This is a genomic window from Sorangium aterium (assembly GCF_028368935.1).
Lineage (GTDB): Bacteria > Myxococcota_A > Polyangia > Polyangiales > Polyangiaceae > Sorangium > Sorangium atrum.
Window position 1 is genome coordinate 906,650 of record NZ_JAQNDK010000003.1, and the last position, 12,864, is coordinate 919,513.

The 12,864-nt window shown below is 62.6% G+C and carries 16 protein-coding genes; 11 read left to right on the forward strand and 5 right to left on the reverse strand.

The window, feature by feature from the left end; genetic code table 11:
* The first annotated feature begins 150 nt into the window (after positions 1 to 150).
* Both POL72_RS27630 and POL72_RS27635 read left to right on the forward strand, forming a co-directional pair.
* Positions 151 to 1,098 (forward strand): caspase family protein, encoded by a 948-nt coding sequence (locus tag POL72_RS27630; protein WP_272098707.1) that lies wholly within the window; start codon positions 151 to 153, stop codon positions 1,096 to 1,098.
* A 21-nt stretch (positions 1,099 to 1,119) separates the two neighbouring features.
* Positions 1,120 to 1,524: a TIR domain-containing protein gene (locus tag POL72_RS27635; RefSeq protein ID WP_272098709.1), complete on the forward strand. Its 405-nt coding sequence runs from the start codon at positions 1,120 to 1,122 to the stop codon at positions 1,522 to 1,524.
* On the opposite strand, the gene POL72_RS51865 is transcribed toward POL72_RS27635, so the two are convergent.
* Entirely contained in the window at positions 1,466 to 2,314 is an 849-nt protein-coding gene (locus POL72_RS51865) for a helix-turn-helix domain-containing protein (RefSeq protein ID WP_506377476.1), read from the reverse strand. The genes POL72_RS27635 and POL72_RS51865 overlap by 59 nt on opposite strands.
* Before the next feature lie 437 nt (positions 2,315 to 2,751).
* On the opposite strand from POL72_RS51865, the gene POL72_RS27640 reads away from it, so the two are divergent.
* A complete protein-coding gene (locus POL72_RS27640; protein ID WP_272098712.1) occupies positions 2,752 to 3,144 on the forward strand; it encodes a TIR domain-containing protein in 393 nt (130 codons plus the stop codon).
* 49 nt (positions 3,145 to 3,193) lie between these two features.
* Here POL72_RS27640 and lepB read toward each other — a convergent pair whose 3' ends face one another.
* From lepB to POL72_RS27655, 3 genes are all read right to left on the reverse strand, one after another.
* Positions 3,194 to 5,113, reverse strand: coding sequence for a signal peptidase I (gene lepB, locus POL72_RS27645; RefSeq protein WP_272098714.1), 1,920 nt, complete (start codon positions 5,111 to 5,113; stop codon positions 3,194 to 3,196).
* A gap of 739 nt (positions 5,114 to 5,852) precedes the next feature.
* Positions 5,853 to 7,745, reverse strand: a complete 1,893-nt coding sequence (locus POL72_RS27650) for a DUF4062 domain-containing protein (protein WP_272098715.1) — start codon at positions 7,743 to 7,745, stop codon at positions 5,853 to 5,855.
* 261 nt (positions 7,746 to 8,006) lie between these two features.
* On the reverse strand, positions 8,007 to 8,216 hold the full coding sequence (locus POL72_RS27655; RefSeq protein WP_272098717.1) for a hypothetical protein: 210 nt from the start codon (positions 8,214 to 8,216) through the stop codon (positions 8,007 to 8,009).
* A 19-nt stretch (positions 8,217 to 8,235) separates the two neighbouring features.
* Between POL72_RS27655 and tnpA the strand changes: the two genes are divergently transcribed.
* The 8 genes from tnpA to POL72_RS27690 all read left to right on the forward strand — a co-directional run bounded on the left by tnpA (position 8,236) and on the right by POL72_RS27690 (position 11,721).
* Complete coding sequence (gene tnpA, locus POL72_RS27660; protein WP_272098719.1) at positions 8,236 to 8,574, forward strand: IS66 family insertion sequence element accessory protein TnpA; 339 nt, start codon at positions 8,236 to 8,238, stop codon at positions 8,572 to 8,574.
* Between the two features lie 20 nt (positions 8,575 to 8,594).
* A complete protein-coding gene (gene tnpB, locus POL72_RS51870; RefSeq protein ID WP_373372258.1) occupies positions 8,595 to 8,891 on the forward strand; it encodes an IS66 family insertion sequence element accessory protein TnpB in 297 nt (98 codons plus the stop codon).
* Positions 8,807 to 9,409, forward strand: coding sequence for a hypothetical protein (locus tag POL72_RS27665; RefSeq protein WP_272098721.1), 603 nt, complete (start codon positions 8,807 to 8,809; stop codon positions 9,407 to 9,409). The genes tnpB and POL72_RS27665 overlap by 85 nt, the downstream gene beginning before the upstream one ends.
* Before the next feature lie 61 nt (positions 9,410 to 9,470).
* On the forward strand, positions 9,471 to 9,680 hold the full coding sequence (locus POL72_RS27670) for a hypothetical protein (protein ID WP_272098723.1): 210 nt from the start codon (positions 9,471 to 9,473) through the stop codon (positions 9,678 to 9,680).
* Positions 9,681 to 10,097 (forward strand): hypothetical protein, encoded by a 417-nt coding sequence (locus POL72_RS27675; protein WP_272098725.1) that lies wholly within the window; start codon positions 9,681 to 9,683, stop codon positions 10,095 to 10,097.
* Between the two features lie 88 nt (positions 10,098 to 10,185).
* Positions 10,186 to 10,764 carry a hypothetical protein gene (locus POL72_RS27680; RefSeq protein WP_272098727.1) on the forward strand — a complete coding sequence of 193 codons (579 nt, stop codon included), beginning with the start codon at positions 10,186 to 10,188 and terminating at the stop codon, positions 10,762 to 10,764.
* 174 nt (positions 10,765 to 10,938) lie between these two features.
* The gene (locus POL72_RS27685) at positions 10,939 to 11,229 is read left to right on the forward strand and encodes a hypothetical protein (RefSeq protein ID WP_272098729.1); all 291 of its coding nucleotides are present in this window, start codon (positions 10,939 to 10,941) and stop codon (positions 11,227 to 11,229) included.
* 81 nt (positions 11,230 to 11,310) lie between these two features.
* Positions 11,311 to 11,721 carry a hypothetical protein gene (locus POL72_RS27690; RefSeq protein ID WP_272098731.1) on the forward strand — a complete coding sequence of 137 codons (411 nt, stop codon included), beginning with the start codon at positions 11,311 to 11,313 and terminating at the stop codon, positions 11,719 to 11,721.
* Between the two features lie 120 nt (positions 11,722 to 11,841).
* Here POL72_RS27690 and POL72_RS52320 read toward each other — a convergent pair whose 3' ends face one another.
* On the reverse strand, positions 11,842 to 12,345 hold the full coding sequence (locus tag POL72_RS52320; protein WP_272098732.1) for a hypothetical protein: 504 nt from the start codon (positions 12,343 to 12,345) through the stop codon (positions 11,842 to 11,844).
* Positions 12,346 to 12,864 lie beyond the last annotated feature (519 nt).

Genomic DNA, 12,864 nt, shown 5'->3' on the forward strand with positions numbered 1-12,864 from the left:
CCGCGCTTCGCGTCGCGGCACATTCGCAAATCATGGGGCGGGCCGGATGGTAGACGGAACGGCAGACAAAGCGAACGCGCATCCTGGACGCTTGAAGGTTCCGCAGAAATTGCGGAGCGTTGCGAAGCTGAATGATGAAGGGGCGAATCGATGAGGCGAGCACTTGTCGTGGGGATCAACGATTACATGGGAGCACCCCTTGCGGGCTGCGTTAATGACGCGAGTGCAGTTGCGACGATACTAGAAACGCACGGAGACGGGTCCCCCAACTTCGGGGTCAGACTCATCACTGCCCCAAGCTCTTCAATCTCCAGGGGCGAGCTGCGAGAGGCCATCGATAAACTTTTTGCGGATGTCTGTGATATTGCCCTCTTCTATTTTTCAGGTCACGGGCTGATTAAGAGCACTGGCGGGTATATTATCACTCCGGATTACAAGAAGTACGATGAAGGTATCTCTATGGACGAGATTCTCGTGCTCGCTAACAATTCGCGCGCAAGAGATCGAGTCATCCTTCTTGACTGCTGCCATTCTGGTGCGTTCGGTTCGCCCGCCTTATCGGGGTCCAATACTGCTCAACTTGCCGAAGGGCTCTCGGTGATGACGGCAAGCCGATCTTCGGAGTCGGCATTCGAGGTGAACGGCTCAGGTGTCTTCACGAGCCTTGTCACTGAGGCGCTGAAAGGTGGAGCAGCGGATCTGCGGGGCCACGTGACGCCAGGTGGTGTCTACTCGTACGTTGATCGGGCACTCGGACCATGGGATCAGCGACCAATCTTCAAGACAAACGTCACTCGTTTCACATCGCTGCGACAGGTCAGCCCGCCCATCCCACTGGCTACACTTCGAAAGCTCTGCGTGTACTTCCCACACGCATCGGACGAGTACCGGCTCGATCCATCGCACGAGTCCACGTCGCCGAGCGCGGATCCAGCAAACGTCCAAACAATGAAGGATCTGCAAAAATTCGTGAGTGTCGGGCTCGTTGTGCCCGTCGCTGAAGAACACATGTACTTCGCAGCCATGAACTCCAGATCGTGTCGTCTTACCGCCCTCGGGTACCACTATTGGCGGCTCGCTCACGAGAAGAAAATCTAAGTAATAAGCAAAGGGATCGCGATGCCCTACCTCAAGACATACGATCTCTTCATAAGTCATGCATGGGATTACAATGATGAGTACTACCGACTCGTGGCGATGCTCGATGGTGCGCCCAATTTCAAATGGCGGAATTACTCTGTTCCCGAGCATGATCCGCTTGCAGGCGGCCGGCGGCTTGCCCAACAACTAGATGGCCAGATTCGTCCCGTAAATGCGGTCCTCATTTTAGCCGGCATGTACGTCAACCACAGAGGCTGGATTCAGAAGGAGATCGAACTGGCGCAGAGCTACAATAAGCCACTCATCGGTATCAGGCCGTGGGGGAACTACAATGTTCCACAGGTTGTTGCCATGACAGCGGAGACTATTGTCGGTTGGAAGACTGACAGTATCGTAGGCGCTGTGCGAGCCCATGCAATCTGATTAGTGGTGCGCATGGCGCGCTGGATCGAGAGGCCCACCGTCGTCCCGCCGCTTGCCAAGATGATGCACAAGCCGAGCTAGTGCTCTGACACGATTCTGTTGCACCAGTCGGGCCCAAAGATTCGCTTGGCGTCGTGGACAGTGAACTTCCAGCTGATCTTGCGGCGAGCCCGGTCCGCCGAAGCATTCCACTGCCGGACGCGGACCCGGAGCTGCGCGAGCGTCGGGATGCGGTTGCGACCGAGGCACTCCCTAGACACGAGGCTGACTTCGATCTCCGCGGCGTTGAGCCAGCTCGCGTGCTTGGGCGTGTGGTGAAACCTGAAGCGCGAGGCAAGCGCGTGGCCCCGCTCCGCCCCGAATGCCGTGATAAGTGCGTATTCCAGTCGACTCGGCGTAAGCGCCCGACCATCGCCATGGGCATAGCCCCTTGCGGCTCTCGCCGGGGTCGACGATGCTGGGCGCGGGGCGGCGTCGGCCCACGACTCGGCGTGGGCACCGGTGGTCCTGAAAGAGGGCACGGCGAGGCGGCCTCCGCGAGCGAGCGGACGATCTTTCGTCGCTGGGCTTCGTCGGCGACCAGGGGGATGGTCCATCGCGCCCGCCCCTCGGGCGACGGACCGCAGACCATCGCGATGAGCGCAGCGGTCTTGGCACTGTCGAGCAGCTTGGAGCGGCGCCGACGGGGCTCCTCGCTCAGGGCGTGCTCGACCCCGCCCTCCAGGAAGCGGTTGGATACGCGCCGCACTTTGCGGCGGTACGTTCCCGTCGCGTCCGCCGCTTGGGTGATCGTCCAGCCCTATCCAGCAGACGGAGCGCCTGGATCCGCCGCGCTACCAGCGTGCCCAGCGGACCCTGCCGCTCGCGTCGACGCAGAGCCTGCTGGTCCCCCTGGCCGAGCTGGAGCCCTCTGAACCTGGGCCTCGGCTCCTTTCGTTCTTTGCTCACGCTCGCCCAGACGCACGAGCCGGGCGAAACGGATCGTCAAATCTGCGGGGCGGCACTAGCGCTGCCACGATCCCCGCGCCGCCCCGCAAGGACCGCGGTGAGGAGCCAAGCTCCGCCCCGACGCCTCGCCCCCTCAGCTCGCCGAAGCTTTCTCATCGGAGGCTTCCGAGCCCTGTGGTAGGCTCAGCGCCGGAACGTCCTACGGGCGCGTTGATGTCGTCCGGCCGCGAAAGAAGACTTCTGTGAGGCGGCGGAGAATACATCTAATGGAGACTACATATGGCCACAAAAAAAAGGGTTTTCATCAGTTTTGACTTCGATCATGACGAAGGCGCAAAGATCATGCTCGCCGGACAAGCAAAACTACCTGATAGCCCGTTCGACTTTATAGATGCTTCAATTAAGGAGCATCTGACCGGCGACTGGAAGGAAAAGGTCCGGCGTCGAATGGGGAACGTTGATGTGGTTGTTGTGCTTTGTGGCGAACATACCCATACAGCGAGTGGTGTAGCTGCGGAACTGACGATTGCTCAGGAGAAGAATAAAGAATATTTCCACCTCGCTGCTTACTCTGACAAGACTTGCACAAAGCCTACATCAGCGACAGCATCAGATAAGGTCTATAGGTGGACGTGGGACAATCTGAAGACACTTATTGGCGGAGGGAGATGACGATTCATGTGAAAGGCCATTGCAGTCGGAACTAGAGCTAGTAAGAACGTCAGGGCGGAGTTGTCTCTGTAACGGGCGGCCTCTTCCGCATGCACTCGTCGAGGCCGGTCTGGAGGCTCGCTACGAAGGAGCCCGGGAGCGTCGGGTCGCCCATCACGTTCACGAAGAGGCGATCCTGCGCGATGCCGCCGCCCGGCCCGAAGCTCATCCACACGAACATCGCGCGTCCCTTGATGTTCTCGAAGGGCACGCCCCCGCCGAGCCCGCCGCGCCAGCTGCGCGAGTCATGGCTGTTGTTGCGGTTGTCGCCCATCACCCACGCTTCGTCCGCGGCCGCTTTGAAGGGGCCCTGGAGATCGCCGCAGACGCCGCCCCGGCAGGTGGAGCCCAGCGTGCAGTCATTGCTCTCCACGCACATCATCCCGTCGGGGTTCTTTTCGTAGAGCGTGAAGTACGACTTGTCCCCGAGGTACTCGACGAACAGCTCCGCTTGCCGGCCCTCGTAGTGGTAGGGGCCGACGTGACAGTGGGGGACGAGCCAGCCGTTGATGATGGGGCGGCCGTTGATCGCCTCCAGCGTGTCGCCAGGGATGGCGATCGTCCGCTTGATGAAGTCCTGCTCCTTGTTCTCGGGGAACTTGAACACCATCACGTCGCCGCGCGACGGCGGCAGGCGAGGGAAGAGGCGCTGGCCGGTCCAGGGGATGAGCGGGCCGTAGGTGAACTTGTTGACGAAGATGTGGTCGCCGACCATGAGGGTCGGGATCATCGAGGCGCTCGGGATCTTGAATGCTTCGACGACGAAGGCGCGCAGGATGAGCGGCACGGCGATGGCCAACAACAGATTGCCGCGCAGCAGGCGTCGGAGCGGCTCATGGGTGCGCACAGGGTCGACTTGGACCCCGATCCGCGCAGCGCGTGCCAGGGGCAAATCGTTGCCCAGAATGCTTATGACGAGAAACAGGATGGAGTACACGTTGATCACTACAGGGAGAGTCTGCTCAGCAACAAAAACCTCAATCGGCGTAGCGGCATGAATTTGACCATGCGCCGGGGTGAGCGACCAGACGGTGAGCAGAGCGAAGCCGAAGGGAACGGAGACGTACCAGAAGAGGTAAAAGAGCATCCGACGCAGCCCCCAGGTCATCCGGGCGCGGAACCTTCCCGTATCACGCACGGCCGCGTGCTGTCGGAGAGCTCGCTCGATCGCGCGCAGTCGATGGTGAGGACTCGGCGTTCTGGCCACAATCGCGCGTGCCGCGCCGGCCTGTCCGAATTGAACGGCGGCGACGCGTTCATCGATGTCGGGGAGGAATTCGAACGTGTCTTGCAGCGACCGCCACTGGGCGTTCCAATCACGCCAATCCTCATCGACGCGTAGAGGCGGCGCTACAACAAGCACGCGTCCAAGCCCTGGCTCGCTCGCGACGCGCTTCATCTCCCAGCGCAATGCTGGCCTGTCATCCGGCAATATCACGACGAGCGCTGAACGTCGTGCCGCATCCTTGACGCGCTTTTTCCAATCCGATCCGGCAAAAAGGCGCGATGCTCCCTCCGGCTGGGTTTTCTCCACCGGATTTCCCAGCGCGACAACTGGACCGAAGCGCCGAAGCATGTTGGCCAGCGCCTCTTCGAACGTGAGCGCGGGCCAGAGCCGGACCTGCTCCCACGGAAAGGAGCAGAGCAGTTGAAGCCAGAAGAACGGCCGTTTGATCGAAAGCTCGTCACGTCCGAAGGAGCGCAGGAAGAGGATCGGGGGCCGGGGATCCCGCGTGAGCTCCTCCTCGGCAGACAGTCTTCTGAGCCGCCGCGTGTAAACGAAGCCGGCGCTCGCGTACCAGATGAAGGGGAGCGCCAGAAGGTGAGCCGCGGGTAACTCAGTGAACGCTGTGAGCAGTACCGCAAACTGCACCCCTATTACCAAGACAATCTGAAGCGCCGCACCAGCGAGCTTGTGTTGGACGCCCATGCACCACCTTCGGATTGGCGCCGCGGGAGCGCTCGCGCATCGCCCTATCGGATCGGGCCTGCGTCGATACGCTACGCTGGCCACGCAGTGTACCCCCTCAAGATCGGAAATACCATAGATTTGAGATAGGTCGTGCAAAATTCCTATGATCGAATCGCTCTGAGGGACGCGTTCCGACTCTGGGATCCACACGGTCGAGGTCGCAGCGGCGGCGCTACGGCGGTGGGTGCAGCGATGGGTTCGGGCGTAGCGATGGTCGTGCCCGTGTGCGGCGGCGTCGCGCCGCGTCGCCGGCAGCGTCGTCGATGTATAGGGTAGAGACAGTCGACGTCGTGCTCCGCAGCCGCCGGATCGCGTCGCACCCTCGCTTTCGAGCGCGCGGCAAACACTCGATCGTGCGTGAGCAGATGCCGAGCGCCCAGCGGGCGCATGTGGAGTGGACACCCTCGTGCCATGAGGCGCGAGCTAAGAAGACCGGTCCGCCAGCCGGGCAACTCTGCGAGGTGATCCTGGTCGAGCGCGGCCTCACCCTGAGCAGGGCTTCCGGTCCTGCCTGGGCCTGCTGCCTCTCGGCAAGCGCTACGGCCAGGAGCGGCTGGAGGCTGCCTGCGTGCGCGCCGGGCCTGTCCACGATCGCTCATATAGGCACGTCGAGTCGAACCTGAAGAACGGGCCCGATCACGTGCACTTATCCGCGCAGCACGCATCAAAAGCGCTCCCTTACTGCACAGCCCGTAGGCTACGTCGCGTAATATGGTGACCAGTCGTCATCCGCAATACGACACGGCAGCTCTGACCCGTCGGGAAGCCTCGCAAGCTGGACAGGTTGAGTCAGTGTAAAATCGACATAACCAGTTAGCGGATGAACCAACAGAAGACTCTGCAACCCCTCTGTAAAATCGTCAATGCTGGAGATGCGCTGCTTTTGGTCAAAAAGCAAGCACCTCTCCGTAAAATCCAGCCACGGGATACGCGAGCGCCGCGCAACCACGTCATTCTCAGGTGCCATATAGATCCTTGGGTTCTTGAGCAGTCCGATCTTGTTGGGGCCGCGACCGTCGCGCTTTTCAGGAATGACGTACTCGGCAACCTCGCCGGTGAGCGATGCGTTGAGCAGACGAGTCAGCATCAATCCGAGTGGGTAGATGTCGGTTGCCGCGGACACCGGTTGGACCGCCACCTGTTCAGGAGCTGCCCAACCAGGACTGAGTGCAGGAGACAACTCACCGATTGAAAGTGACAGCATATCGATAAGAACCGGACCACACTCAGTTAACAATATATTATGGGGTTTGATGTCGCCATGTATCCGCCCGGAACTATGGATTCCCCGGAGTTGGTCGGCGATTCGCAAGACGATCTCGGCAAGCGCCCGGCGCGACGCAGAAAAGACGATACTATAGCGCACGCGCTCGTCGTAGCGGGTCGCGGATAGGGCCCGCGAAAGAGCGTGCGGGTATTCGGCGAGCACACCTCGGAAGATATCTTCCGACAAGTCGGGCGAACGGTGGCGTGTGATTACGAAACGACACTCGGAAAATCCATGCATTGACTCCTCAATAAATGTTCGCCAGCTTTGGGGTGCCCCGCGGTGCTTTGCTCCGCCGGGGCGCCAGCCCGCAACATAGGTCTCATCGTTGTCGAGGGACAAGGCAATGAATCGGTTTTCGCCCCCGATGGATTGCACCCGCTCGTCGGGGCCGAAGCGTGAGACCAAGATTGAGGCCTGTGTGGTCTGCTCAGTGCTTCTATTGCGGAAATCTCGAACTTCGTTTTGTTGATAGCCGGAGGGGAGCGGAATTGTGAGGGCCAGAAGCGAAGGCGCGAAGAGCGTCGAAAGACTCTTATAGGACACGTAGCATGAGGGCATTGCCCCCGAATCGACAGGAATTTTCCAGATTCCTTTGTTCCGCCAGATTCGCTCTCCTTCTTCTACGAGCACTCTGCTGATCCCGTCTAGCGGAGCAGCCGTCTTTTCCCGCTCAAGAAGCTTCGCGATCCTCGAGAGCATACTGTCCAGCGATTGACTTCGTTTGACTCCAAGGAGGAGCGGCAGCCCGTCCGGCCCCTTACCGATCACGACGCGAGCATTGGCGCGCCTTACAAGGTCATATCGAGGCTGGACAAGCACCAGCGCATCATGCCCCAGGGCAGCGGGCTCGGGAATTTCGATTCTTTGCCGATCGAAGTTGGCGAGAGCTTCCGTTACCAGGACGGCGAGCGATTCGGTAGTTCTAAAGAACTGGCGCACGCACTCCTGTCCTATCCGCGTTTTGAATGCGGCGAGTTTTTCCGCAAGGGGGGCTGGATCGATATAGGGAGGCGGCCAGGGATGCATCGGCTCGATAAAGAAGGCGAGCACGGGGATATTCCGCTTGCGGGCTTCGTCATACTCGGCCTCGACGAAGCTTCGTTCCTCACCGGGGGGTACGGTGCCGTAGCGGTGGGCCAGCACGAGGATGAGCAGATCTGAGGAGGAAACTCTCTCGATGGAGACCGCGAGCGCGGTGCGCTCGTCAGCCGACCAGTAGATCATATCCTCGCCGTGGTTCTGCAGCCGCCGGATGGCAGTGTGGACCGTCTCCCGATAATCGATCAGATCGTCGAAAGTCGAAGAAATGAATATATTCAATGGATTATTTACTCGTCCCATACATCTCTAGCATAACGCAGATGATCCTCACGGAACGCAGTAGCAAAAGCTAACGTTTCCGCCGCCCCCAGGCGAATAGGAAACCGTAAAATCTCCGCCCGAGTCAAGCCCCTTGTAAATGATCTCGGAAACACGCAGGAATTCGGTGAACTTCACCCGTGAGATCGGCCGCGGATGCCGGTGAAGTTTACCGGTGAGGTCCGCACCCTATGCCGGTAAGTTCACCGGTGAAGAGGCCGCTCAGGGCTTCTTGGCGCGGCACCGCCTGGTGCGGGTGGCGTTAAGCTCCTTGCCTTCCTTGCGCCGGTAGTTCTCGGCCTCGATCTCGCTCACCTCGGCGCAGTGCACGAGCCCGTTGACGAGCGCGACGACGCACGCGGCGTGCGGGAAGTAACCGCCCGACCAATGCCATCGTGACCACCCCGTCGGGGGCCGGTTACCAGTCCCCATCGCGACGAAGGAGGAAGCGGTGGCGACGAAGGCGGAGTGGGCCGAGCGGGTGGCGCGATGGCAGCGCAGCGGGCTGAGCGCCGAGAAGTTCGCGCAGCGCGACGGGTACATGCCAAAGCAGCTGTACTGGTGGCGCTGGAAGCTGCGCGCTGACCGGCCTTCCCAGCCCTCGCCGTCGTCGTTGACCGAAGCACCGCGCTTTCTGCCGGTCCACGTGGTGACGGACGTATCGGCCGCCGTGCCGGAGCCGATCGAGATCGCGCTGCCCAGCGGGCGGGTGGTGCGGGTCCGGCCGGGCTCCGACCCGGCCACGATCAAGCGGGTACTGGCGCTCGCCGCCGAGGAGACGCCGCGCTGACGTTGCCTCCGTCGGTGCGGGTGTACGTCGCAGCCGAGCCCACGGATCTGCGCAAGAGCTTCGATGGGCTGTTGGCCTTGGTCTCTCAGCGCTTCGGAGCCGACCCGCTCTGTGGGCATCTGTTCGTGTTCAGAAATCGGCGAGGTGACCAGGTGCGCGTCTTGTTCTGGGACCGCAGCCCGGCCGCTGCAGGCTCTCGTCCCTGTGCGATGCTTGTCGTGAGGAGGGGACGATGGCGACGGACACGGCGACGACCCACGCGAATGAGGCGCCGCAGCAGGCGTGGGTACGCTGGCAGCGCGAGCATGCGGACGTGATGGAGGGGGCGACACGATCACAGCAAGTCCTGCTGGAGGCGGCGATGCGGTTCGTGGCCGTCATCGCGGCCCAGCCGATCCTGCTGCGCGTAGCAGCCTATTTTTCCCTGCATGCGGAGATGGGCCTGACCGCAGCGCAAGTGGGCGCGGCGGTGCGCCGCATTGACCGAGCCATGTGCACCGTGCGCACGCTCACGACGCAGCAGTTGCTCGAGTCGATCTGGGCGGAGATCGGGCGACACCGTCAACCGCGGCTGCGCCCGAAGCATGCTGGTCTGATCGCCAAGTACCTCGTCGACCATCCACGATGTACTCAGCCCGAGGTGGTCGCGTTCATCGAGCGGGAGCTCGGGATCGACATGGAGCAGCAGAGGCTCCGCCGGTTTCTCGACGCCTATGGCCTTCTTGTCTTTCGCCCTGATCACGATCGCGCGGAGGCGCATGTCGCGCGCCCCACCTCGTCGGGCGCGCCCATTTCGGGGGCGCCTTCCTCCTGCTGCCGGCCGCGCTCGCCCTAAGCCGCGTCGCGGAGCGCGCGCTGGTCAGGGCGCTGGGAAGCGGGACAAGGCGTGGCGCCTTGTGCTGTCGCTGTTCTTCCGCGCGGCCCTGGGCATCGCGCGCATCTTTCATTTTGAGACCCTCCACGATCCGGGCTTCGCGATCCTGTCTCGCGGCAAGAAGGTCATCTCTCGATCTCGCCTCGGTGGGCTGGTGCGCGCGGTGACGACGGAAGGGGTCAAGAAGCTGACGCACGCGAGCGAGTCGTGGGGTGCGTTGCGCCACCGCTAGGTGCCACTGAGCCTTGTTGAGCACGTCGTTGCCCGCTCCACGCGCAAATTCAAGATCCCGAAGGGCTTTCACACCCTCCGCAACAAGAAGATGCGCGCCGAGAAGCTCTTCTTCCTGCACTGGCCCGAGGCGCGCCGCTTCCTCGGGCTCGTCGTCACCTGCGGCAACGGCAAGCTCATCGAGCGGATCCTCGAATTTGTCCGCGCTGTTCGTCGGGGCGTCCAGGTCCGTCAGCTTCGCCTGATCATCGAAGCGGGCGCCTCCGCTACCAACGAAGGCCTCCGGCGCCTCGATCACTTCGGCAAGATCGTGTTCTTGATCCGCGCGCCTCGTCGGCCGGGCTACGTGGACGCCTGGAAGCGATTGCCACGAGCACGGTTCACCCCCTACGAGGAGCCCGGCCGGTACAAGGGCTAGGCCCGAGAAGATCGAGCTCGCCGAGACAACCACCACGATCCGCGGCATCGCTCGGCCTCTCCGTACCGTTGTCGTGTGTGAACACGCGATGAAGGGCAAGGACCGCTGGCACGCGCTCTTCGTATTGCACGACAACACGACGCCGGCCCTGGAGCTGCTGCACGAGTACCGCACTCGCCAGCACTACGAGCAAAGCCATCGAATCAGCCGCTACGACCTGTGGAACGATACCTCGGCGAGCGGATATCCCAAGCGCAGCCGGCCCGACCGCCCGGGGTTTCGTCGAGGACCGCTCGCGCTCTGCGCCTGGATCGCCGCGCTCGCCTGGGACGCGCTCCGCGCCCTGGGCGACGGCCTGCCCCCTCGTTTCCACTTCGCCCACCCGCGCACGCTGCGGCGCTGGGTCCTGATGCGCGACGCCGACTTAATCCTCACGCCGTCGCACCTGCTCGTCGTACTGGCCTTCCTGCGGCGTCGGGCCTGGCTCCGCCCCCTCGTCCAACGCTTCAACGCGGCCGAGATCGCCTTGCCAGGGCTCAGCGGGCGCCACGTCGTGATGGGGTTCGCCGCCAGGGGCCGGCCGCCGTCAGACGCACGGCCTGTGCTGCCAAGTACTGCGGAAGTGCGTTCTGGCAGCGGGGAGGGCTATGGGGGCGTTTGGTGCTAGGGACCACTTGCCAAACCAGCCACCCAACGAAATGGCGTTTTCGTCGGGTGGGCCAGCGGCGAGCGCGGACCGAAGCACCCGCAACGGGGAGCCGTGTTGATGCACGATGCACACGAAGATCGCGTTGCGCCCCCAGAGTCCCCGGGCTACCGTGCGCCTGCGACTGGAGGATCCATGCACGGGCGCGCCAATGTTTTTGCAATTCATTCCTGGGATGACGCCGACGCCTTGCGACGTATGGAGGGGCTGCTACGCGTCGCCGACCCTAGCCTCGCCCACTACTCCGTGCTTCCCGAGCGGGCCCTCCAGGGGACGTCCGAGGAGGTAGAGCGGAACATCACCCACCGGATCGCCGTCGCGACGGCAGTCGTGGTGATGAACACGCCCGGGCTCCACCAACGCGAGACGGCGACATTCGAGATGGAGACGGCGGTGCGAATGGGTAAGCGCATCATCGTTGTGTAACCCTACGGGGACTTCGACTCGCCTATTCCGCAAGTACTGGACGGGCACGTCTACCGTTACGCTACCTGGCGGAGCGACGTCGTGGGCAGGGCCATCCGTGGGGAGTATCCCCAGGATGGACGGGTATTCGACCTCGCTGAGATCGCCGACCGTCGGGTGCTCATCAGTATTCTGGCGGCTGGAGTTGCTACGGTAAGCTTCGTCGTCATCGCCCGTGCGGCCAGCGCGTTTCAGGCGCTCCAGCAGGACCTCGCCGCCCGAGGCATCGATCTGCGCTGGGATGGTGAGGCCACGCGCACGGTGGTCGAGCACGCGGTCGTGGGTGCGGGCATTGGTCTGCTTCTCGGGGCGCTCAGCGGAGATGGAAGGACCGCTTTCTACGCAGCAGCGGGAGGCGCGGCGATCGGCGCCGCTACGGGCGTGCACCGCGTGTACAACGCGCGCCTGATCGGCACGACCCATCTGCGCGTCCTCACGATCGAGCCCATATAGTGCCCGGTAACTTCAAGCGAGCACGCCCATATGTCGTTAGGAGGGTTCAATAGCCACGAAGACCGCACCTTCATCAGCTTCGCGATCGAGGACAGGAGCTATCGGGAGCTGCTCGTGCGATCAGCGAAAAACGCCAAGAGCCCTTTCGAGTTCATCGATATGTCCGAAGGAGCCTTGGGACGAGAAGTGGAAGACGAACTGCCGCACGTGGATCAATGGATGCGACGGCATGATTGAGCAGCGCCCCATCATCCGGCTCTTCGTCGGTGGTACGCCGGTCTCTGAGGTCCAGTCCGTCAGCTGTGACACGGCCGGAAGGCCGTGCTGTACGTCGCGCCGGAGGACGTCTCGACCCCGGCGTGGACGCGGGCGAACGACCCGGCGGATGCCGCGCCCGGCCTGAACCGCCACCCGCACCGGGCTGCAGCAGCCGGCGCCAGGAAGAGGCGCGCAGTGGCCGCTGAGGTTCTGAGCCTTGCCGAAGCCCGCCAGCGCCGCGGTGCTGAGGAGCGCGTGCTCGGCGCTCGGTTGGTCGCCACGGCGCTCGACTTCGGCATGGTCGCCGCCGACGGCACCGTGTGCACTCTCATCGACGGCAGCACGAGCTGCGACGTGATCCGACATGTGGGGACGGGTTCACACGCCGACGCCCCGGGTCGGGTGATCCTGGGCACTAGACGGGCGTGTCTCGATCGCGCTTGGCAGACACTACAAGTGCCCCGCGCAGGCGGAGAGCGTGTACCATGGGCTTCATGCAGGGCGTCGAGCGCGCGTGGTGGTCGCGGAAGGGCGGAAAGTTCAGGCGAGCCGCGGCGGCGGTGCTTTGCGGGGTTCGGACGAACGGATCTGGTGAGGCTCGCTTTCGGGCATTAGGCGGTTCTCAGTCGAACGGCTTCGGCGGATCTTCGTAAGGATTTTGAAAGGGATGTCTAATGATAGTGGGGCTGGCGAGCCGCGTGCGAACTCCATCGAAACTGGAAGACCAGCGAAAGACGGTAGGAGTTGCAGCGATTGTTTTGGTAGTTGGCGGCATGGTCATCACGGCGTGCGGCACCGACAGGGACGGTAGCGAGACGGCTGACTCGGGTATGGGAGGTAAGGCGGGAGCATGCACTCCTGGTGCGCAGGTCGCGTGCGCATGCA

Excerpts from the sequence above, each read along its gene's own strand:
- POL72_RS27630 (WP_272098707.1), top strand. The coding sequence starts at position 151 with ATGAGGCGAGCACTTGTCGTGGGGATCAACGATTACATGGGAGCACCC.
- POL72_RS27680 (WP_272098727.1), top strand. The coding sequence starts at position 10,186 with ATGAAGGGCAAGGACCGCTGGCACGCGCTCTTCGTATTGCACGACAAC.
- POL72_RS27640 (WP_272098712.1), top strand. The coding sequence starts at position 2,752 with ATGGCCACAAAAAAAAGGGTTTTCATCAGTTTTGACTTCGATCATGAC.
- POL72_RS27635 (WP_272098709.1), top strand. The coding sequence starts at position 1,120 with ATGCCCTACCTCAAGACATACGATCTCTTCATAAGTCATGCATGGGAT.
- lepB (WP_272098714.1), bottom strand. The coding sequence starts at position 5,113 with ATGGGCGTCCAACACAAGCTCGCTGGTGCGGCGCTTCAGATTGTCTTG.
- POL72_RS27685 (WP_272098729.1), top strand. The coding sequence starts at position 10,939 with ATGCACGGGCGCGCCAATGTTTTTGCAATTCATTCCTGGGATGACGCC.
- POL72_RS27655 (WP_272098717.1), bottom strand. The coding sequence starts at position 8,216 with ATGGGGACTGGTAACCGGCCCCCGACGGGGTGGTCACGATGGCATTGG.
- POL72_RS27665 (WP_272098721.1), top strand. The coding sequence starts at position 8,807 with ATGGCGACGGACACGGCGACGACCCACGCGAATGAGGCGCCGCAGCAG.
- POL72_RS52320 (WP_272098732.1), bottom strand. The coding sequence starts at position 12,345 with ATGTCGGATCACGTCGCAGCTCGTGCTGCCGTCGATGAGAGTGCACAC.